Below are 19526 nucleotides of genomic sequence, written 5' to 3'. Positions count from 1 at the left end.
TAAATCTCCCGCAGGAGATTTATCATGAGATGATTTAGTTTTCCCAGGCACAGATTATACCGCCCATAATAGTAAGGCATACAATAAAATAGCCTCCATTAATAAGTATGTATTTCCAGCTTTTTCTTTCAAATAACGCATTGATTCCTATTAATGGCAGCGCAAGAAATAGTCCTGTCATAAAACCGTGAAGCATACCATGTTTAAAAGTCCTGTAAGCTGTTCCGTAATCGGCCGTGAATGCCGTGTAAGATGGTAACGCTTTTGACGGATTTCCCCCTGTTATACCCAGCGCGCCGTACTGGTGTATTACAAGGAATTGCAGGATCATTCCTATCATGAAAGCAAAAAGAACGGTAAGTCCAAATACCTTTAGCATATTAGCGCCTTTGGCTTTTTCTTCGGTCATTCCTGTTTCGTTCATCCAGATGGTGCCGAAAACTTTAGGATTGTACCAGATGAAACCTATGGGCAGGGTTGATAATGCGGCCACGAGTATGGTCAGGAAGTTTGGTGTCATAGTTTGTTGTTGTTAGTGTTTGGTACAGCAAATGTATATTTTTTTTGAGAACTGTATAACACAATATCTTATTTAGAATCAGTTGGAAAGTAATTGATGAAATTAAATAACGGCCTGGTTTTTAAATAATTAAGTTCGCTGTCGTTGCTGTATGCCTCCCGCTCAAAGCTGATGTTGTGGTAAGCCTTCTGCTTGTCTTTATATCTGGCTAACAGCATAAAGTATTCTGTAACATAGCAGATGTAGAAAGGGATAATGAGCATCTCCAACTGCTGGCGCAAATGGATGCGTTCATGGTTTATGAGCTTATAGTTAGTCTTCATCCTTTTATCGCGTAAAATGATAAAAGGGAAAAGCGCCATGGCTGTGTATCCTTTCGGAATTAAATATTTAGATGCAATTACTATCATTAAATGTAAAGTTCATAAATTTGCGCGTATGAACGGGCAAAATTCTGAAAATAAATTGATAGAAGGTGAAGATTATTATCTTACACCTGAAGGTTACAAGGTATTTACCGAAAAATATCATTTAAAACGCGGATACTGCTGTAAGAACGGCTGCCGCCATTGCGCATACGGATACGACAAAAAAACAGGAACATTTAAAAAATAGTTCGCAGTCTCAGTAATGCACTGAGCAAGACTATAAACTGCGACTGCGACTGAAAACTTAAAATATGACATTCCAACAGCAAATACAGGAAGGAATCCCTTCTGTTTTACCACAACCAAAACCGTATGAAACGGACATAAACCACGCACCTAAACGTAAAGAGATCTTGTCTGCCGATGAAAAGAAGCTGGCATTGCGCAATGCGCTCCGCTATTTTGAGGCTAAGGATCACGCCGAGTTGGTTAAAGAATTTAGCGAAGAGCTTGAAAAATATGGGCGTATTTACATGTACCGCCTTCGTCCTGACTACAGGATGTATGCAAGGCCTATCGAAGAATATCCCGGAAAATCAAACCAGGCAAAAGCAATCATGCTCATGATTCAGAATAACCTGGATTATGCAGTGGCACAGCATCCGCACGAACTTATTACTTATGGTGGTAACGGCGCGGTGTTCTCTAACTGGGCGCAGTACAGGCTTACCATGAAGTACCTTAGCGAAATGACCGACGAGCAAACACTTGTTATGTATTCAGGCCACCCTATGGGATTATTTCCATCGCATAAGGAAGCGCCAAGGGTAGTGGTTACTAACGGTATGGTGATCCCTAACTATTCTAAACCGGATGATTGGGAAAAATTCAATGCGCTGGGTGTATCGCAATACGGACAGATGACTGCCGGTAGTTACATGTACATTGGCCCTCAGGGAATCGTTCACGGTACAACAATTACAGTACTGAACGGCGGAAGAAAGATTGCTAAAAACGGCGAAGGGCTGGAAGGTAAAGTATTTGTGACTTCAGGCCTTGGTGGTATGAGTGGTGCACAGCCAAAGGCGGGTAATATTGCCGGCTGTATCACGGTGTGTGCAGAGGTTAATCCTAAAGCGGTAAACACGCGCCATTCTCAGGGGTGGGTAGATGAAGTGATAACTGATATTGACACTCTTGTACAACGTGTAAAAGAGGCGAAAGCCAATAAAGAAATAGTTTCCATAGCTTACCAGGGCAACGTGGTAGAGGTATGGGAAGCTTTTGATAAACAAAACATTTATGTAGACCTGGGGAGCGACCAGACCTCGCTTCATAATCCATGGGCGGGAGGTTATTATCCGGTAGGTATAACATTAGAAGAGTCTAACAAAATGATGGCAGAGAACCCTGAACTTTTCAAAGAGAAAGTACAGGAATCACTGCGCAGGCAGGCAGATGCCATTAATAAACACACGGCTAAAGGAACGTATTTCTTTGACTATGGCAATGCCTTTCTTCTTGAGGCATCTCGTGCCGGAGCAGATATCATGGCAGCTAACGGCATTGATTTTAAATACCCAAGCTACGTTCAGGATATCATGGGGCCTATGTGCTTTGATTACGGATTTGGGCCATTCCGCTGGGTATGTGCTTCAGGAAAACCGGAAGATTTAGCGAAAACTGATGCTATCGCGGCATCTGTATTAGAAGAAATGGCAAAAACAGCACCTGTTGAAATTAAGCAGCAGATGCAGGATAACATAAAATGGATTAAGGGTGCCCAGGAGAATAAACTTGTTGTAGGTTCTCAAGCACGCATATTATATGCCGATGCACAGGGCAGGATAAACATTGCAAATGCTTTTAATAAAGCAATCGCGGATGGCGAAATAGGTGCTATTGTACTTGGCCGTGATCACCACGATGTATCGGGTACCGATTCTCCTTACCGTGAAACATCTAATATTTATGATGGTTCGCGCTTCACTGCAGATATGGCTATCCATAACGTTATTGGCGACAGCTTTAGAGGGGCAACCTGGGTAAGCATCCATAATGGCGGCGGCGTGGGCTGGGGAGAAGTGATCAATGGCGGATTTGGTATGGTTCTTGATGGTTCACCAGAGGCGGCAAGACGTTTAGAATCAATGCTTTTCTGGGATGTTAACAACGGTATTGCAAGACGCAGCTGGGCGAGGAATGAAGAAGCTGTTTTTGCTATAAAAAGAGCTATGGAAATTCAGCCGCTGCTTAAGGTAACGCTGCCTAATAGTGTAGACGACGCTTTGCTGGGCTGATAATTGAGAAGGTTAATTTTCAGCGGCCAACTTTGCTATGAACCATTAACTTTTAAAAATTATGAAGACTGTAAAATTGCTATCGTTACTTTTTATTACCGCTATTGCGGCTTCGTGCAGTTCTGTTAGGGTTAATTCGGATTATGATGATAATGCCGATTTCAGCCAGTATAAGACCTACGGGTTTTTAGATAAAGCCATTGAAAAAGCGGAAATATCTGATCTTGATAAGAAAAGGATACTCAATGCGATTGATGCCGAATTTCAGAAAAAGGGATTTACAAAGAGTGAAAACCCTTCGCTGTTAGTGAATATTTTTACTAAAGCCAACAAAGAAGTCAACGTAAACCAATGGGGTTACGGAGGCGGCTGGGGCTGGGGCGGCGGTTATGGCTGGGGTTGGGGTGGTCCCGGTTTCTGGGGAGGTAACTATACCTCTGTAAATACATCTACCGAAGGAACGCTCTTTATTGACCTTATTGATTCTAACAAAAAAGAATTGGTTTGGCAGGGAGTAGGATCCGGAGTATTGACGCTGGACCGCGACAAGAAACAACAACGCATCAATGAATTTGTTTCAGAGATCATGAAACAGTTCCCTCCACAAAAGAAAAAATAAGTTTTAAATAGAAGATATAAAGCCTGTTAGAAATAGCAGGCTTTCTTTTTTTAAAAAATAATTAACAGGAAATATAATAATTCCTATAACAGTTGAGTTATATAGTTACTGTTTTAATCAATTGTTATTTCAATTATTACTTTGTTTCTGTTAGCCACGGTCAAAAAGCCGTGGCTTTGCTTTTTATGCTTGCTGTATTTTTAACGCTTGGTATACATTCACAGTAATTAAAATATATATTTTACGTTTTATTATTGTTAAGTGAGAATTTCGTAATTTTACCTTGTAAATTTTGTTTTGTACACTATGGATGCACCTATTGAAAGCAACCCGCTTATAGACAAATTGCCAACACATTTAAGGCAGTTTATAAAACCTCAGGATTATTCTGACTATACGCCAATAAATCAGGCAGTATGGCGCTATGTTATGCGTAAAAATGTTGACTACCTGAGCAGGGTGGCTCACAGCTCTTATCTTGAAGGACTTAAAAAGACGGGTATTGAGGTAGATAACATTCCGAGTATGTACGGGATGAACAGGATACTACAGGAAATAGGCTGGGCTGCCGTAGCGGTAGATGGATTTATTCCGCCAAATGCATTTATGGAATTCCAGGCGTATAATGTATTGGTTATCGCTTCAGATATTCGCCAGCTAGAGCACATAGAATATACTCCGGCTCCGGATATTATCCATGAAGGAGCAGGACACGCGCCGATTATTGCCAACCCGGAGTATGCAGAATATTTAAGGCGTTTTGGCGAAATAGGCTGTAAAGCAATTTCATCTGCAAGAGATTATGAAATTTATGAAGCTATCAGGCTACTATCGATATTAAAAGAAGCGGAAGGCACTCCACAGGATGAAATTGACGCAATTGAAAAGCGCGTAGAGGAACTTCAGAATGATGTTGCAGAACCTTCTGAAATGGCGCTTATCCGAAACCTGCACTGGTGGACGGTTGAGTATGGCCTAATTGGAACTGTTGAAGATCCTAAAATATATGGCGCAGGACTGCTGTCGTCTATTGGTGAGAGCGCATGGTGCATGACCGATAATGTTAAGAAAGTTCCTTATGATATTGAGGCTGCTTACCAGGGTTTTGACATTACTAAGCCTCAGCCGCAACTTTATGTAACGCCCGATTTTGCACATCTCAGCCTTGTGCTGGAAGAGTTTGCTAATAAAATGGCGCTTCGCACGGGCGGACTTAGCAGCGTAGAAAAACTTATTAAATCTAAGGCGCTGGGCACTATAGAGCTTAGTACCGGAATACAGATTTCAGGTGTATTTACAAATGTTATTGAGAACGAGGGTAAGCCTGTTTACATTCAGTCTACAGGTAAAACGGCGTTATCTTACAGGGAAAAAGAACTTGTAGGCCACGGAACATCATATCATGCCGAAGGTTTTGGCAGCCCGGTAGGGAAGCTAAAGGGCATTAACCTTTCGGTGGAGGACATGAGTCCGCGTGACCTTATGGCGTATGATATATATGAAGGCAAGCGCGTAACCCTTGAGTTTGAAGGTAATATTACCGTAAGAGGAGAAATCATAACAGGTACAAGGAATATTCAGGGTAAAATTATCCTGATAAGCTTTAAAGATTGCACTGTTACGCATAACGACGCGGTATTATTTCAGCCGGAATGGGGTATTTATGATATGGCAGTGGGTAAAAAAGTAGTATCTGCTTTTTCAGGACCTGCCGATGTGAGGAGTTTTGACCTTATAACGCATGTGCCGTCAAGCAAAACCATTAAAGCCAAAAGATCTGCCGAAAGGGAAGAACTTGAAGGACTTTATCAAAACGTGAGAAGTATCCGTGAGGGGAAGCATGCCGATGCAGATCTTGCTGCAACCTTTACATCGCTTAAAGAAAAACATACAAATGACTGGCTGCTCTCTGTAGAGATTGCAGAACTGGCTCATAGTGATAATAATCAGGCATTATTACAGGATGTTATGCTGCATCTTGATACAGTTAAAAAGAGCCGCCCTGAAGTAGCACATCTTATTGAAGGCGGACTTGAACTTATTTTTGAAAAGGAAAGAGTGAACTAATTGCTATCTGGCTTCAAAATTTAAATAATTGTTAACAGCGGTAATTCTTACATTTATTACTCTTACATTTATTTAAATTTTGAAGCCTTATTTTATGTCTGAATTTCTGGATGAATTCTTGTCTCTGGATCTCCCATTGCCGTTTCTAATCTTTATGGGAATCTTCAGTTTGGGGCTGGCAATTTTTCATACCGTTATATTTACGGCTTTATATAATGTCAACCTTCGCCCTAAGTGGCTTTTCTTTGTCCTTAATCCCTTAATTTTAATTGTTTCTTATTTTATAATTCCCGGTCTCGCGGCGTTGTCGCTTTTAGTAATGGCAGCTTCCATTTTCTTGCTGGCTATAATTGGAATGATACGTTCGGCTATAATTGGGGATCCTGAAACCAAACGCTATAATAGCCTTAAGCCTAAAAAACCGCTTTGGAAAAAAATCGTCATAGGTGTCGGGGTTGTCGTTTTTTGCATAATATTCATCTCTTCAGGCGCTTATGCCTTTATTATAATTTTTGCAATAGCATTTTTAGGCAGCCTGATGCCAAGCTCTAAAAACCGCTTTAAAAAATACCAGGGCATATTACCTACCTCAAAGATAAGATCTCTTGCTATGGGGCTTGTGGAGGTGGAGGGTAAGGTAGCAACCGATCAGCCTCTATTGGCGCGTATAGAAAAGACAGAATGCATAGGATACAAATATGTGATTGAAGATATATCTACCGATAAGGATGGCAAATCAAGCTATTCAGAAATATTTTCGGAGACTGTATGCAACCCTTTTTATATTACTGATGAAACCGGAACTATAAAAGTAAACCCCGAAAAGATTGAGTTTATATGGATAGACCTCGACGGACGTTATTCAACGGGTTCAAAGCGGTATTCGCAATATCTGCTTAAGCAGAACGACCATATGCTGATAATAGCCAAAGCATCGTTGGAAGAAAATAATGTTCCTGTCCTGGTGCATGAAGATATCAAAAATGTATTTGGTATTGCGCCGTTTGATAAAGTAAACGATTACAATACATATAAGCCGCTGCTTAATTCGTTTGTGTTCTTTTCGGTAGCATTAGCGCTTTTTGTAGCGTTGATTCTTGTTTCTCCTGTTATAATACGCGGTAATGAAGTGATTGTAAATTTGAGCACTTTCGATTTTAAACTGGACGGACTCTTTAATTTTTTAGATTAACAATATATGAATCCACTATTATCATTAGTAATTATCATCCTCGTTGTCGTGGGGGTTATAAGTGTTATTGTCTCGGCGTACAATAAGCTTGTTATGCTTAAATTTAATGTGAGCAAGGCATTCGCCAATATAGATGTGTTGCTAAAACAGCGTGCCGACGAGATTCCGAATCTTATTAAGGTGGTTAAAGAATATAGCAGCTATGAATCGGGGGTTCTGGAGAAACTTACTGAAGTCCGCACCCGTTTTCTCAATACAAAAGATACCAATGAGAAGATTGTGCTTGCTAACGAGATGGACAAAGCGGTAAAATCGATTTTTGCAGTATCTGAGAATTACCCCGACTTAAAAGCGGCGCTAAGCTTTACCCAATTGCAGACAAGGGTTTCTGAACTTGAAAATGCGATTGCCGACAGGCGTGAGTTTTTTAATGAAAGCGTTACTATGTATAATATTGGGATAACGGAGTTTCCGCCGGTTGTACTTGCCAAATTATTAGGCTACAAAGAGAAAACACTGCTGGAGATATCAGAACAGGAAAAACAATACAATGGAGTTCAGTTTTAAATTTTACGAGTTTCTGGGTGCCATAGAACATGAACCTGAAATCATGGTTATTTGGGCCGCTTTTGGCGTTCCTGCGCTTATGTTTGCATTGGCACTGCCGCTCTATATTTTAAGAAAATTTGGGGTAGAAAAAAGTATAAAGCCGGTTGTCAATGTGGTTTATCTTTCACTTGGCATATCATGGATACTTGGATTTGTAACTATGATTATATTGCTTTTTTCAAATGTAACCGGGATAAGGATGTTTATAATATGGGCAATGATGTTCTTAACCTACCTGTTCTTTTGCATCTTTAATCGCAGGCAGCTTATGAAAGGTGTTGAGCATATCAATAAAAAAAGCCAGGGTTCTAAAGCTTAATGTCAAGGTCTTTAGTGATTACATTGCCGTTATATTCCAGTTTCCAACCCATCGTGTTGGTTAAGATAAGAATTTTAGACAGCTCACTTATAAGGCGGTTCTGAGCATTGTTTTTTAAAGTAGACTTTTCGATTTTTTTAGCCAGGTTCTTTTTAACCGTAGCATTAATTTTGTTGTAATCGTCGCCGGTAAATTCATTAAACCCGTTTTGTTTTACATCATAGAATTTAAGGTCGGGACTTATCTTAATCTCTTCTTTAGGGATGTTTTTTATAGTGATGGTCTTGTTGGGTTCGTCAATATCATACTGAATCTGGCTCAGGTCATAGCTTACAGTAACATCTGCGTTAACAATTACAAGTGCTTTTTTCTCAACAGATATCATATCCAGAAAATACTTTTGCTGGTCTTTATAGGTCAGTACTTCAGAGAAGTGTCCTTCGGTAACTACAAGCTTGCCAACGTTGCGTATCTGTTCCTGAATCAATGCGGTTTCTTCAATTTCTGTTGTATTGTCTTTTTTAAATTCGCAGTAGCGGAATGCTAGAAATATAAGGGCAGCTACAGCTATTACTATAATGATTTTACGAAGCATCTTTTTATTTTAAATGTAAGGAGAAAATATAAAACAGCTTGTTATAGTTGACTTAAAATAGCTTTCTGCTTTAGAAACTAATTTGCGGAAAGTCTTTTTGCAGGGCGTCAATCCTGCTATTTAACTTCTCAACAAAACTTTTGTGCTGAGGTGTGTCGGGGTTAAAAGGGCGGTGTTGGAGGCTTTTTTGAATCGTGTCTACGAGTTTCATGGTATCCTGTGCTTCATTAGTGATATAAGCCTCTGTAAAGCGTTCCCAAATGTAATTTATTGCAGTGGCCGATGGATGTATCATATCTTCGGCATAGAAGCGGTAATCCCTCAGTTCATCCATTATTATTTCGTAAGACGGAAAATAATTCGTTGATTGTGGTTTGTTTTTTATGACTTCAAGTAATGCACTAACCAAATTAGATTTACTCCAAAGGTTCTCTGTAAAGCCATCTTTTAAATGGCGTACAGGTGATACTGTAAAAATGATATGTGCATCTGGGTTAGCCTTTGTAATGCTTGCTATGATATTTTCAAGGCTTTGCCTGATCGTGTCTACAGAAAGCAATTCTTTTGTAAATTCTTTTTGAGGCACTTTATGGCAGTTGGCTACAAGGTTCCCGGTTTGTGTGTAACGGTATACCCAGGCAGTACCCAGCGTTATAATGATGTGGGTAGCCTGTTTTAATTTAGCGCTCGCCAATGCACAAGCGTTGTTGAGGTTATTTAGCAATACGTTTTTATCAGGACTGCTCAGGTCAGAATGTGCATCAAAACAGTGCCATAAACCGTTATGTTCAAAGATGTCGGCTTCTGTAAATTGTTTGTTGTTAACCGCAAAACCGATAAATTTTTCCAATGCCAGCGGATGAAACAATATCCCGAAAGGGTTTGTAGTATTACTAAATTTAAAATAGTCCAGCTTCTGCCCAATGTTTACTGCAAAACATGACCCCAATGATACAATTTTCGAAGTGTAATCAATGGGATTATTGCTTTTTGCTATAGGTATCTGGGTGCTGAATTGCATGATCTGAATTTTAATGTAAACTTAAAAAAGAAAACCCGGATACAAAATATCCGGGTTCTTAAATATAAATCTAATAAAGATTATTCGTAGATGTACTGGGTAGTAGTATTACTTTGAGGATTGCCTACACTTGTTTCAACCTGGGTTAAAGGAAAGTTATCACCATTATAAGTATACGTTGTTGTAGTTTCAACTACCGCCTGAGTAGATCCCTGTGGTGTATATGATTGCGAAATTACATTTTGTATACCATGTTTCTTGCCGCCATCTGTTCCTGCAAAACCAATTTTATCATAGCCGGTAATACCTTTTAGAGGATAATTTTTTCCGTCATAAGTATAAGAGTAGGTGTCTATGTAAGTAACCGTTCCATTTGGTGAAAACATTTTATTAATGTAAGTATCATCAGTAATGGTTCCTTCAGCAGATTTCTCAGTGAAGCTGTTTAGATCAAAATCTTCACTATCATATTCAGTGAATGATATAGAACCATTAGAATTGTGTACATAGGTAGTCTTGGTATTGTATGAGTCTTCATAATCCAGTTCATAGTAAGTTACAAGCTGGTTTTGTGAGTTGTATTGGTAAATATATTTCCATATAATTTCATTAGATGGCCCTGTAAAGGTTTCCTCAGTTATAAGGTCGCCAGTATAGGTAATAATGTTTTTTGTGCCATCAGAACTGTTTATCTGAACAAGTTTGTTACCATTGTAGATTAGGGTTGACGTAAGTGTGCCTTCCATATCTGTTTCGATTACTTTTGTAAGCTTAACATTTGTCTGCGTGCTGTTAGAATCATCATCAGAACATGATACCATAAATAAGGCAATAGCTGCCATTGCAAAAATTTTCTTCATTGCGTTTGAAATTAATTTGTTAATAATTGGTGCACAAATGTAGTAATTTTCTAACGTAAATTATTAACGTAAAAAGGGATTGCATAACTTTATTTTTTAAAGTTATGCAATCCCTTAGCTATGAGGTTGTAAAATAAATACTACTTTATAAAATTCTCTGCTGCAGCCAGTGCTTCATTAATTCCTGCTGCGTTTTTACCACCTGCTGTAGCAAAGAACGGCTGTCCGCCGCCACCGCCCTGGATAAATTTACCCAGCTCGCGTACTACCTGGCCTGCATTAAGGCTTTTTTCAGCTACAAGCTCTTTAGAGATGTAGCAGGTAAGCATTGGTTTTCCTTCTTCGGCAGTTGCCAGTACAAGGAACAGGTTAGTGCCGAGTGTTCCCAGCTCATAAGCAAGATCCTTAGCGCCATTAGCATCAAGGTCTACTTGTTTTGCAAGAAACTGAACACCGTTTATTTCTTTAAGCTCTGCAGCCAGTTCACCTTTAAGGTTTTTTGCTTTTTCGCGAAGCAGTGTTTCAAGCTGTTTTTTGAGCTTTGTATTTTCGTCCTGAAGCGATACTACAGCTTTAAGCGTATCCTGCGGATTCTTAAGTGCTGCATTAATTTCTTCAAGGTCTTTTTCCTGTGTTGAAAAGTAAGCTTTAACAGCTTGATTGGTAATCGCTTCGATCCTGCGTATACCCGCTGCAACAGCGCCTTCACTCACAATTTTAAAGTACCATATATCGGCAGTGTTCCTTACGTGAATACCACCGCAAAGCTCCATGCTTTCGCCAAATTTGATTGCGCGTACATTATCGCCGTATTTCTCCCCGAATAGTGCCATAGCACCTTCTTCAACTGCCTGCTTAAACGGAATACTCCTGCGCTCAACAAGTGGCAGGTGCTCCTGGATCCTTGCGTTTACAAAATCTTCCACCTGCTTAAGTTCCTCATCAGTAACCTTTGCAAAGTGCGAGAAGTCAAAACGAAGGTAGTTAGGGCTTACCAGCGATCCTTTTTGCTCAACGTGAGTGCCAAGGATGCTTCTTAGTGCTTGGTGTAGTAAGTGGGTTGCCGAGTGGTTGCCTGCCGAATCGCTTCTTAGCTTCTCGTTCACTTTAGCGGTAAATGTACCGTTTACGTTTTCAGGAAGCTTTTTAGCGATGTGCAATATAAGGTTGTTCTCTTTTTTAGTGTCAAGTATCTCAATAGTCTCATTAGCCGATACAAGTGATCCTTTATCGCCTACCTGTCCACCGCCTTCAGGGTAGAAAGGGGTATCGTTAAGTACAATCTGATATAAGATACCGTCTTTTTTAGAGTCTATTTTACGGTAACGGGTAATTTTAACCTCATTTTCTGTCTGGTCGTAACCAACGAATGTCTCTGTGTTGCCTTCGGCCAAAAGTACCCAGTCATCAGTCGCTACTTCAGAAGCAGCACGTGAACGGGTTTTTTGTTTCTGAAGTTCAGCATCAAAATCAGCTTTGTTGTACTCCAGTCCTTTTTCTTTAAGGATAAGGGCCGTAAGGTCTTCCGGAAAACCAAAAGTGTCATACAGTTCAAAAGCTTTAGCGCCTGCAACTTCTTTGCCTTCAGTCTGAGCAATAACATTGTCAAGCAATTGAAGTCCCTGGTCAAGCGTCCTTAAGAACGAAGCCTCTTCTTCTTTGATTACATTGGTAACCAATGATTGTTGGGATTTGATCTCCGGGAAAAATTCGCCCATTTGGGCAGCAAGAACAGCAACAAGCTCATTGATGAACGGGTCTTTCTTGTCAAGGAAGGTAAATCCGTAACGGATAGCCCTTCTTAAAATTCTCCTGATAACATAACCTGCACCGGTGTTAGACGGCAGCTGGCCATCTGCAATAGCAAAGGCTACGGCGCGAACGTGATCGGCAATAACGCGTATCGCTATGTTTGTTTTTTCTTCGGCATCGTTAGCCGCCTTAATAGTATATTTAGCCCCGGTCAGGGTTTCAATTTTTTCGATAAGCGGCGTGAAAACATCGGTGTCGTAGTTAGACGTTACATTTTGCAGCACCATGCAAAGGCGCTCAAAGCCCATTCCTGTATCAACGTGCTGTGCAGGTAGTTTTTCAAGAGAACCATCGGCTTTACGGTTAAACTCCATAAATACGTTGTTCCATATCTCTACAACCTGCGGATGGTCATTGTTAACCAATGATTTGCCCGATACAAGCGCTTTCTCTTCGGCAGAACGGATATCAACGTGAATTTCAGAACACGGCCCGCACGGACCCTGGTCGCCCATCTCCCAAAAGTTATCTTTCTTGTTGCCAAGAATAATACGGTCTTCGTCAATAAGGCCTTTCCATATGTCATACGCCTCTTGGTCAAACGGAACGTTCTCTTCAGGGCTTCCCTCAAAAACACTCACGTAAAGAATGTCTTTTGGTATTTTGTATACTTCAGTCAGCAGTTCCCATGCCCAGTTGATGGCTTCTTTTTTAAAGTAGTCGCCAAAACTCCAGTTGCCAAGCATCTCAAACATGGTGTGGTGGTAAGTGTCAAAACCTACATCCTCCAAATCATTATGCTTACCCGAAACGCGGAGGCATTTTTGGGTATCGGCAATACGTTTGCTCTTAGGCGTGCCGTTGCCAAGGAAAAATTCCTTGAACTGTGCCATGCCCGAGTTGTTAAACATAAGCGTTGGGTCGTCTTTGGTAACAATAGGTGCAGAAGGCACGATAAGGTGGCCTTTTTCTTTAAAGAAGTCTAAGAATTGTTTCCTTATATCCTGGGATTTCATATATGAACTGAAATTTTATTTATGGTTTATTAACAGGCGCAAACCGAAAAAGTAGCGGTAAAACCGTAACATTTACTACATTTGTTCGTCTAGTCAGATATACACCTGCGGGCAATTTCTGTAAGGTGCAAAAATAGAATAATTTAGAACATGGCGAAGGTAAAATATTATTACGACGCAGAAAACTTAGCATACAGGATATTAAAGCCTAAAAAAGGAAGAAATTTAGGCGTAATCCTTCTGTTCCTCGTGGCTTCTGGGCTGTTCGGTTTCCTGTGTTTTGTAGCCCTGCTTAATACCCCATTTTTTGAAACACCAAAAGATAAGCTTCAGGCAAGGGAGATAGAGAACATGAAGATCCGCTACGAGATACTTAACCATAAAATGGATCAGGTTGATGAAGTGCTTGCCAATATAGAAGACCGCGACAATAACCTGTACCGCGCTTATTTTAATGCATCGCCCATTCCGGATGAACAGCGCAAAGCGGGTTTTGGAGGTGTGAACCGATATAAGGACATGGAAGGTTATGACAATAGTGAGCTGGTTATAGGTACAACCAAACGGCTTGATGTAATCTCTAAAGAACTTGTAGTACAATCTAAATCGCTTGATGAGATTGCAAAGCTTGCAAAAGACAAAGAAAAGCTGCTTGCTGCCATTCCTGCTATACAGCCTGTAAAGAACGAAGACCTGCGCCAGATGGCATCGGGTTTTGGGTATAGGAGCGACCCGTTTACCAAGATACGTAAGTTTCATGCCGGTATGGACTTTTCGTCGCGTACAGGTACGCCAATCTATGCCACAGGTGATGGTGTGGTTGTAGCCGCCGATAATAAGTTGTCAGGTTACGGAAACCGCGTCGTGATACGCCACGGTTTTGGTTACGAAACCTTGTACGGCCACATGAGCCGCTTTAAGGCAAAGGCCGGACAGAAAGTAAAAAGGGGAGATGTTATAGGCTATGTAGGTAGTACAGGCCGAAGCGAAGCACCCCATTTGCATTATGAAGTGCATAAAAATGGCGAAGTGGTTAACCCGCTTAACTTCTATTACGGAAACATTTCTGCAAAAGAATACATTTTAATTTCTAAATTAGCTAACCAGGAAAACCAATCGCTTGACTAATGCATTTAGAACTGCCAGAAAAAAGATATTACAGCATAGGAGAACTTGCAAAGGCATTTAATGTAAATGCCTCACTTATCCGTTTTTGGGATAAGGAGTTTGACGTGCTTAAACCTAAAAAGAATGCGAAAGGGAACCGTATGTTTACACCCGAGGATGTAAAGAACCTGCAGCTTATCTACCATCTGGTAAAAGAACGCGGCTTTACGCTGGATGGTGCAAAGGTGCACCTGAAGGAAGGGCAGAAAAAAACATTGGATAAATTTGAAATTATCAGTAAATTAGAAACTATTAAAACCAATTTGATAAATCTTAAAAACGAACTTTAAAACCAGACACAAATGAAAAAATGGCTAATACCGGTAGGTATAATTGTAGTATTGATTGTTATTATAGGTTTTTGGGCTGTAGGCATCCAGAATAATGCGCTTACAAAAAACCAGGGAGTTGCTAAGTCATGGGGGGATGTTAATACCTCTTACCAAAGAAGGAATGACCTTATAGGTAACCTTGTAAAAACAGTAGAAGGCGCTGCAAATTTTGAGAAAGGAACGCTTACAGCTGTTACAGAAGCAAGAGCTAAAGCTACGTCGGTTCAGATAGACCCGAGCAATATAACTCCTGAACAACTTGCTGAATTCAACAAAGCGCAAAGCGGTGTTTCTTCAGCTTTATCAAGATTATTGGTATCAGTTGAGAACTATCCTACCCTTAAAACAAATGAAAACTTTCTTAAACTTCAGGATGAGCTGGCTTCTACAGAAAATACCATCCAGACGGCAAGGGTACGTTTCAATGAAAAAGTTGAAGAATATAATAACTATGTACTTAGGTTCCCTAACTCAATGTTCTTGGGCAAGTACAAAGAGAAAGCTTATTTTGATGCGGCAGAAGGCGCAGATAAACCGGTTGATGTAAATTTCAATATCAAATAAGACATGCCAAAAGCAAACGACTTTTTAACCCCTAAAGACGAAGAAGTTATTGTCGCTGCGATACAGCAGGCAGAAAAAAATACTTCTGGCGAGATTAGGGTACATATAGAAAATCATGCTGAAAAACCTCCTCTCGAAAGAGCTCAGGAGGTTTTTTTTGAACTTGATATGGATAAGACAACAGCCCGTAACGGTGTGTTGTTTTATGTAGGCGTGGCCGATCATACTTTTGCCATTATTGGCGATGAAGGTATTGATAAGGTGGTTGAGGCAGATTTTTGGGATTGTACCAGAGATGTTGTTATCAGCCATTTTAAAGGCAACCGTTTTGCCCAGGGACTTTCGGAAGGAATACTTAGGGCGGGCGAAAGGCTTAAAACCTACTTTCCGTACAGCGATGATGATAAAAATGAACTGCCCGATACAATATCTAAAGGCTGATGAAAAAAATATTCAAGAAAAATTTATGGCTGCTGCTTGTAAGCGTTTTGTTTGTGCAAAACAGCTTTGGGCAATTTGATATACCTAAAAAACCCGACCTTCAAACCAGCGTATATGATTATGCAGGCATTTTAGATGCTTCACAAAAATTGGCACTGGAAGAGAAGCTTATCAGGTATTCTGATTCAACCTCTACGCAAATCGTGATCATTACGGTAAAAACCATTAATGGCGAAAGTATTGGGTTACTTACTCCTAAATGGGCGCATGAATGGGGCATAGGGCAGGCAAATAAAGATAATGGCGTGCTTATACTCCTTGCTGAAAAAGAAAGGGAAATATGGATATCTCCCGGTTACGGTGTAGAAGACAAGCTCTCGGCAGGTATTGTAGGGCAGATGACACGTGATGTTATAATTCCCGAATTTAAAGCAGGAAGCTACTATAATGGGCTTGATGCCGGTACTGATGCTATTTTCAAACTGCTGACCGGAAAATATAAAGAAGAACGCACCAACCTGCGAAAAGATGGTGACGGAGGGGGTGGGGGCATTATATTCTTTGTAATCGTGTTCATCATCATTATTATAATTCTTGCCAAAAGAGGCGGTGGAGGTGGCAGAGGCGGCCGTGGGGGATTTGGTTCTACATTAACCGATATCCTTATCCTAAGCAGCCTTGGCCGTAGTAGCGGAGGCAGTGGCTTTGGCGGCGGTTTCGGTGGAGGAAGCTCCGGCGGAGGCGGATTTGGTGGTGGTTTCGGAGGCGGTGGCTTTAGCGGCGGCGGATCCGGAGGAAGCTGGTAATCTTACTATCATTATAAAAACAAAGCGGCTGCATTTAATTGCAGCCGCTTTGTTTTTTAAAATTGCCAAAAACGGTTTTGCGAGTCTCCGTTTTTATCATTTTTCTTAGTACCAAATTTATCAAGCTTTAAGCTTAGCGAGAACATCACATATCGTTTTAGTACTGTATTCTGCATATCTGTAACCGATGATGGAGATATGTAGCGCTGTGTGCCAAGATTTTGGTTAAGGATATCATATACTTTTACTTTCACCATTACCTTGCTGCCAAGAATATTATAGCCTAGACTGGTGTTCCATAAAAAGAAATCCTTTTTATATCCAGCGCCTAGGTTAGAATTGTAAGTATAAGTAAAATCGTTTCCGAATACGATATTCTTTGGCCAGTAACTAGTAGTCTGCAAGCCTACTTTATGTACAAACCTGGACTGCATGTTGGTATTGAAATTATTATATCGTGTTTCGTTATATTCAAAACTATAAATAGGGCTAACGTTCAGCAATTCTCCGTAATCATAACTTAGGCCTACTTTGGGTGTTATGGAGTAGCTTTTAGCGTCATATGCCTGTCCATTTGTAATTCCTTTGTCAAAACTGTATGTACCATTTATACTTGTATTGATTTTGTATTTGTGGGCTCCCTCAGTTTTAATTTGCCTGTTCCAGTTGGCGCCTGCCCATAAATTATGAGTTCCTGTAAAATTGCCGTACTGTGTTGTTTGTTTGGCACTGGCATCAATGTCTGTAAATGAGCCTACTTTGTTTTCATCGTAAGAGAAATTTCCATAAATAGAATATCCACTCATAGTTGCATAATCATATTTATATAAGCTTCCGTAAATAGAATGCGACTTATTAGGGCTAAGGTTTTCATTGCCTATAGTAGTGTATAGAGGGTTGCTCAAATCCTGAATAGGCAGGATCTCATTTGGAGACGGCATTTCTGCATCATAACTATAATTAAGATAAAGGTTATGTGCTTTACCTAATTTAATACTCGCATTTGCATTTGCCCATGGCAGCATATAGTTTCGGTTAACAGTATAATCTGTACCCATATAAGAGCCAAAGTTATTATTGTTGATCAGCACTGTACCCAAGGAAGCACCAAAGCTGAACCTTTTTTTATCAACGCTGAAACCAGCATAAGGAGTTATTCTTGTGGTAAAGCCTTTTGTATAGCTTGTAAGTTCATTGTATATGTCAGAAAAATTGTCTGTTATGTCGTTAAATCTGTACCCTTTACGGTTTTGTACACTGGTTTCGGCACTGTAAGTGGCACCAGTGGTAATACGTAAAGAATCATGAATAGGTTCAGAAAAATTGATGTTCCCCCTGTAATAATCCCTGCTCTGCCTGTTTTTAACCAGCTGGTTACGTATATCAGACCGCGTATCGCCCTCGTTAGGGTCATCATAAAAGAAAGTAGAGGAGTTGGTGTAACCGTCTTCGTCTTCTTTCTTAGTTTCAGAACTGAATTCAAGACTTACCGAACGGCCTCTTTTATTCAGTATTTTAGTTACGGTAAGCTCAGAATTGAACGTATTGGCATCACTTTCACTATAGTTGGTTCCGTTGCTTTCATTCAGTAATTTATCATCCTGGTTTCTTGTACTGCTTAAAGATCTTGAAGATGATTTACCAGTAGATTTAGAGAATTTAGGTGCGAGGTATACAGTTGTGGTAGAATCGACCTTAATTTCAAATTCAGAGCCAAAGTTATGAGCCTCCCGAAAGCTTTCGCTTTTAGACGAAGATTCACTTATTATGCTTCTGTTTGCCTGGGTGCCGGGAGTGGTATTTGTGTTGTCCGGTAAAAACCTTTCCGATCTCGATTTGCTGTCATTGTCGGTATCAGCGCTGGTATAAAAATAATTGATGTTAGGGTCAAATCCTTTAAACCACTGGTCGCCATAGGTAAGGCCAAAAATATTAGTACGTGTAATACCCCTGCCACCGCCAAAATAGGTACCATTGATACCAAAACCCCCATCGCCACTTACCCACAGACTGTTGCTTCTGCCGCCGCTCATACTGTCAAACACCTCATTCATGGTAAATCCGGTAGTGTTTATATTGTTAGAAGAAGCAAGAAAACTTATCTTACGGTTGCCTTTAAAATAGTTTACAAGGGCATTGGCTTCATAGCGTTTGTCGCTGCCATAACCCCCCATAAAACGGCTAAACATACCCTTGTTCTTGTCTTCGTCTATGGTAAGGTTAATGCTGGCATTGTTGCCTGTAGCATCTTTACCTGTATATTCTTCTTCTTTTGTTTTCTTATCGGTAACCTGTACTTTATTGATGATTTCGGCTGGTAAGTTCTCAAGAGCAATTTTACCATCTTTATCAAAAAAGGGTTTTCCGTTCACCAATACCTGGGTCACTTCTTTGCCGTTTACCTTTATCTTTCCGTCATCATCAACTGTTACACCAGGTAGCTGCTCCAATAATGTTTTTACGTTGGCATCCGGGCGTACTTTAAAAGATGCGGCATCAAACTCAAGGGTGTCTTTCTTGACACGGATAGGGGGAATCTCATTTTCTATGACCAGTTCATTAAGTTCTGTAGAAATGTCGGCGAGTTTTATAGTGCCAAAATCACGGTCTGCTTCAAGAGATTCTGCCTGTTCCTTATGGTCGGCAAGGCCTACATAAGATACTTTAAGAAAAAAAGGCTTTGTAAGCTTACGTGATTTAAGCTCCCAGTTTCCTTTTCGGTCCGTTATAGTATAGTTTACGATTGAGGAATCTTTAGACGACGTAATGTAAACAGTAGCCGATTCCAGCGGGAAGTTATCCTTGTCAGTTATCTTTCCTTTTAAAACGATAGATTGCCCAAAGGCAGTGCTGATACATAGAAATACCAGCAGCGTAAAGAAATTGCGCATTGGTTAGTTAGTTTGGTTTAAGTAAGGTTTTGCCTATATAAACCACTAATTAACTTATTTAGTATGATTATTAGTGTTAAAAATATT

The 19526-nt window shown here is 40.2% G+C and carries 19 protein-coding genes; 12 read left to right on the top strand and 7 right to left on the bottom strand.

The window, feature by feature from the left end; translation table 11 throughout:
* Positions 1–34 precede the first annotated feature (34 nt).
* Together R1T16_RS10300 and R1T16_RS10295 are read right to left on the bottom strand one after the other, a co-directional pair.
* Positions 35–520, bottom strand: coding sequence for a DUF1761 domain-containing protein (locus tag R1T16_RS10300; protein WP_317501019.1), 486 nt, complete (start codon positions 518–520; stop codon positions 35–37).
* Between the two features lie 68 nt (positions 521–588).
* Positions 589–930 carry a hypothetical protein gene (locus R1T16_RS10295; RefSeq protein WP_317501018.1) on the bottom strand — a complete coding sequence of 114 codons (342 nt, stop codon included), beginning with the start codon at positions 928–930 and terminating at the stop codon, positions 589–591.
* Positions 931–958: 28 nt separating this feature from the next.
* Here R1T16_RS10295 and R1T16_RS10290 point away from each other — a divergent pair, with 28 nt between their 5' ends.
* The 7 genes from R1T16_RS10290 to R1T16_RS10260 all read left to right on the top strand — a co-directional run bounded on the left by R1T16_RS10290 (position 959) and on the right by R1T16_RS10260 (position 7994).
* Positions 959–1135, top strand: coding sequence for a DUF5522 domain-containing protein (locus R1T16_RS10290; RefSeq protein WP_317501017.1), 177 nt, complete (start codon positions 959–961; stop codon positions 1133–1135).
* Between the two features lie 64 nt (positions 1136–1199).
* Positions 1200–3188, top strand: coding sequence for a urocanate hydratase (locus tag R1T16_RS10285; RefSeq protein ID WP_317501016.1), 1989 nt, complete (start codon positions 1200–1202; stop codon positions 3186–3188).
* Between the two features lie 61 nt (positions 3189–3249).
* Complete coding sequence (locus tag R1T16_RS10280) at positions 3250–3807, top strand: DUF4136 domain-containing protein (RefSeq protein ID WP_317501015.1); 558 nt, start codon at positions 3250–3252, stop codon at positions 3805–3807.
* A gap of 306 nt (positions 3808–4113) precedes the next feature.
* Positions 4114–5874: an aromatic amino acid hydroxylase gene (locus R1T16_RS10275; RefSeq protein ID WP_317501014.1), complete on the top strand. Its 1761-nt coding sequence runs from the start codon at positions 4114–4116 to the stop codon at positions 5872–5874.
* 94 nt (positions 5875–5968) lie between these two features.
* Positions 5969–7066: a hypothetical protein gene (locus tag R1T16_RS10270; RefSeq protein ID WP_317501013.1), complete on the top strand. Its 1098-nt coding sequence runs from the start codon at positions 5969–5971 to the stop codon at positions 7064–7066.
* 6 nt (positions 7067–7072) lie between these two features.
* On the top strand, positions 7073–7633 hold the full coding sequence (locus tag R1T16_RS10265; RefSeq protein ID WP_317501012.1) for a LemA family protein: 561 nt from the start codon (positions 7073–7075) through the stop codon (positions 7631–7633).
* Positions 7617–7994, top strand: coding sequence for a hypothetical protein (locus R1T16_RS10260; RefSeq protein WP_317501011.1), 378 nt, complete (start codon positions 7617–7619; stop codon positions 7992–7994). Before R1T16_RS10265 ends, R1T16_RS10260 begins: the two co-directional genes overlap by 17 nt.
* On the opposite strand, the gene R1T16_RS10255 is transcribed toward R1T16_RS10260, so the two are convergent.
* The 4 genes from R1T16_RS10255 to alaS all read right to left on the bottom strand — a co-directional run bounded on the left by R1T16_RS10255 (position 7984) and on the right by alaS (position 13238).
* Positions 7984–8589 carry a DUF4230 domain-containing protein gene (locus R1T16_RS10255; RefSeq protein WP_317501010.1) on the bottom strand — a complete coding sequence of 202 codons (606 nt, stop codon included), beginning with the start codon at positions 8587–8589 and terminating at the stop codon, positions 7984–7986. The genes R1T16_RS10260 and R1T16_RS10255 overlap by 11 nt on opposite strands.
* 70 nt (positions 8590–8659) lie before the next feature.
* On the bottom strand, positions 8660–9610 hold the full coding sequence (locus tag R1T16_RS10250) for a GSCFA domain-containing protein (RefSeq protein WP_317501009.1): 951 nt from the start codon (positions 9608–9610) through the stop codon (positions 8660–8662).
* An 80-nt stretch (positions 9611–9690) separates the two neighbouring features.
* On the bottom strand, positions 9691–10470 hold the full coding sequence (locus R1T16_RS10245; RefSeq protein ID WP_317501008.1) for a hypothetical protein: 780 nt from the start codon (positions 10468–10470) through the stop codon (positions 9691–9693).
* Positions 10471–10610: 140 nt separating this feature from the next.
* Positions 10611–13238, bottom strand: a complete 2628-nt coding sequence (gene alaS, locus R1T16_RS10240; protein ID WP_317501007.1) for an alanine--tRNA ligase — start codon at positions 13236–13238, stop codon at positions 10611–10613.
* Between the two features lie 150 nt (positions 13239–13388).
* On the opposite strand from alaS, the gene R1T16_RS10235 reads away from it, so the two are divergent.
* The 5 genes from R1T16_RS10235 to R1T16_RS10215 are packed head-to-tail and all read left to right on the top strand — an operon-like array spanning position 13389 to position 16548.
* The gene (locus R1T16_RS10235; RefSeq protein ID WP_317501006.1) at positions 13389–14366 is read left to right on the top strand and encodes a M23 family metallopeptidase; all 978 of its coding nucleotides are present in this window, start codon (positions 13389–13391) and stop codon (positions 14364–14366) included.
* On the top strand, positions 14366–14695 hold the full coding sequence (locus R1T16_RS10230) for a MerR family transcriptional regulator (protein ID WP_317501005.1): 330 nt from the start codon (positions 14366–14368) through the stop codon (positions 14693–14695). The genes R1T16_RS10235 and R1T16_RS10230 overlap by 1 nt, the downstream gene beginning before the upstream one ends.
* Positions 14696–14707: 12 nt before the next feature.
* Positions 14708–15301, top strand: a complete 594-nt coding sequence (locus R1T16_RS10225) for a LemA family protein (RefSeq protein WP_317501004.1) — start codon at positions 14708–14710, stop codon at positions 15299–15301.
* Between the two features lie 3 nt (positions 15302–15304).
* On the top strand, positions 15305–15742 hold the full coding sequence (locus R1T16_RS10220; protein WP_317501003.1) for a TPM domain-containing protein: 438 nt from the start codon (positions 15305–15307) through the stop codon (positions 15740–15742).
* Positions 15742–16548 carry a TPM domain-containing protein gene (locus R1T16_RS10215; RefSeq protein WP_411162028.1) on the top strand — a complete coding sequence of 269 codons (807 nt, stop codon included), beginning with the start codon at positions 15742–15744 and terminating at the stop codon, positions 16546–16548. Before R1T16_RS10220 ends, R1T16_RS10215 begins: the two co-directional genes overlap by 1 nt.
* 56 nt (positions 16549–16604) lie before the next feature.
* Here the strand turns inward: R1T16_RS10215 and R1T16_RS10210 are convergent, their stop codons facing one another.
* On the bottom strand, positions 16605–19439 hold the full coding sequence (locus R1T16_RS10210; protein ID WP_317501002.1) for an outer membrane beta-barrel protein: 2835 nt from the start codon (positions 19437–19439) through the stop codon (positions 16605–16607).
* Between the last annotated feature and the right edge of the window lie 87 nt (positions 19440–19526).

Source organism: Flavobacterium sp. DG1-102-2 (assembly GCF_033042555.1).
Lineage (GTDB): Bacteria > Bacteroidota > Bacteroidia > Flavobacteriales > Flavobacteriaceae > Flavobacterium.
The sequence above is the reverse complement of the archived record's forward strand: the minus strand, read 5'-3'. Positions and strand labels throughout refer to the sequence as shown.

Bases quoted from the DNA above. Each gene is read 5' to 3' on its own strand.
- R1T16_RS10300 (WP_317501019.1), bottom strand. From the start codon at position 520: ATGACACCAAACTTCCTGACCATACTCGTGGCCGCATTATCAACCCTG.
- R1T16_RS10295 (WP_317501018.1), bottom strand. From the start codon at position 930: ATGATAGTAATTGCATCTAAATATTTAATTCCGAAAGGATACACAGCC.
- R1T16_RS10290 (WP_317501017.1), top strand. From the start codon at position 959: ATGAACGGGCAAAATTCTGAAAATAAATTGATAGAAGGTGAAGATTAT.
- R1T16_RS10285 (WP_317501016.1), top strand. From the start codon at position 1,200: ATGACATTCCAACAGCAAATACAGGAAGGAATCCCTTCTGTTTTACCA.
- R1T16_RS10280 (WP_317501015.1), top strand. From the start codon at position 3,250: ATGAAGACTGTAAAATTGCTATCGTTACTTTTTATTACCGCTATTGCG.
- R1T16_RS10275 (WP_317501014.1), top strand. From the start codon at position 4,114: ATGGATGCACCTATTGAAAGCAACCCGCTTATAGACAAATTGCCAACA.
- R1T16_RS10270 (WP_317501013.1), top strand. From the start codon at position 5,969: ATGTCTGAATTTCTGGATGAATTCTTGTCTCTGGATCTCCCATTGCCG.
- R1T16_RS10265 (WP_317501012.1), top strand. From the start codon at position 7,073: ATGAATCCACTATTATCATTAGTAATTATCATCCTCGTTGTCGTGGGG.
- R1T16_RS10260 (WP_317501011.1), top strand. From the start codon at position 7,617: ATGGAGTTCAGTTTTAAATTTTACGAGTTTCTGGGTGCCATAGAACAT.
- R1T16_RS10255 (WP_317501010.1), bottom strand. From the start codon at position 8,589: ATGCTTCGTAAAATCATTATAGTAATAGCTGTAGCTGCCCTTATATTT.
- R1T16_RS10250 (WP_317501009.1), bottom strand. From the start codon at position 9,610: ATGCAATTCAGCACCCAGATACCTATAGCAAAAAGCAATAATCCCATT.
- R1T16_RS10245 (WP_317501008.1), bottom strand. From the start codon at position 10,470: ATGAAGAAAATTTTTGCAATGGCAGCTATTGCCTTATTTATGGTATCA.
- alaS (WP_317501007.1), bottom strand. From the start codon at position 13,238: ATGAAATCCCAGGATATAAGGAAACAATTCTTAGACTTCTTTAAAGAA.
- R1T16_RS10235 (WP_317501006.1), top strand. From the start codon at position 13,389: ATGGCGAAGGTAAAATATTATTACGACGCAGAAAACTTAGCATACAGG.
- R1T16_RS10230 (WP_317501005.1), top strand. From the start codon at position 14,366: ATGCATTTAGAACTGCCAGAAAAAAGATATTACAGCATAGGAGAACTT.
- R1T16_RS10225 (WP_317501004.1), top strand. From the start codon at position 14,708: ATGAAAAAATGGCTAATACCGGTAGGTATAATTGTAGTATTGATTGTT.
- R1T16_RS10220 (WP_317501003.1), top strand. From the start codon at position 15,305: ATGCCAAAAGCAAACGACTTTTTAACCCCTAAAGACGAAGAAGTTATT.
- R1T16_RS10215 (WP_411162028.1), top strand. From the start codon at position 15,742: ATGAAAAAAATATTCAAGAAAAATTTATGGCTGCTGCTTGTAAGCGTT.
- R1T16_RS10210 (WP_317501002.1), bottom strand. From the start codon at position 19,439: ATGCGCAATTTCTTTACGCTGCTGGTATTTCTATGTATCAGCACTGCC.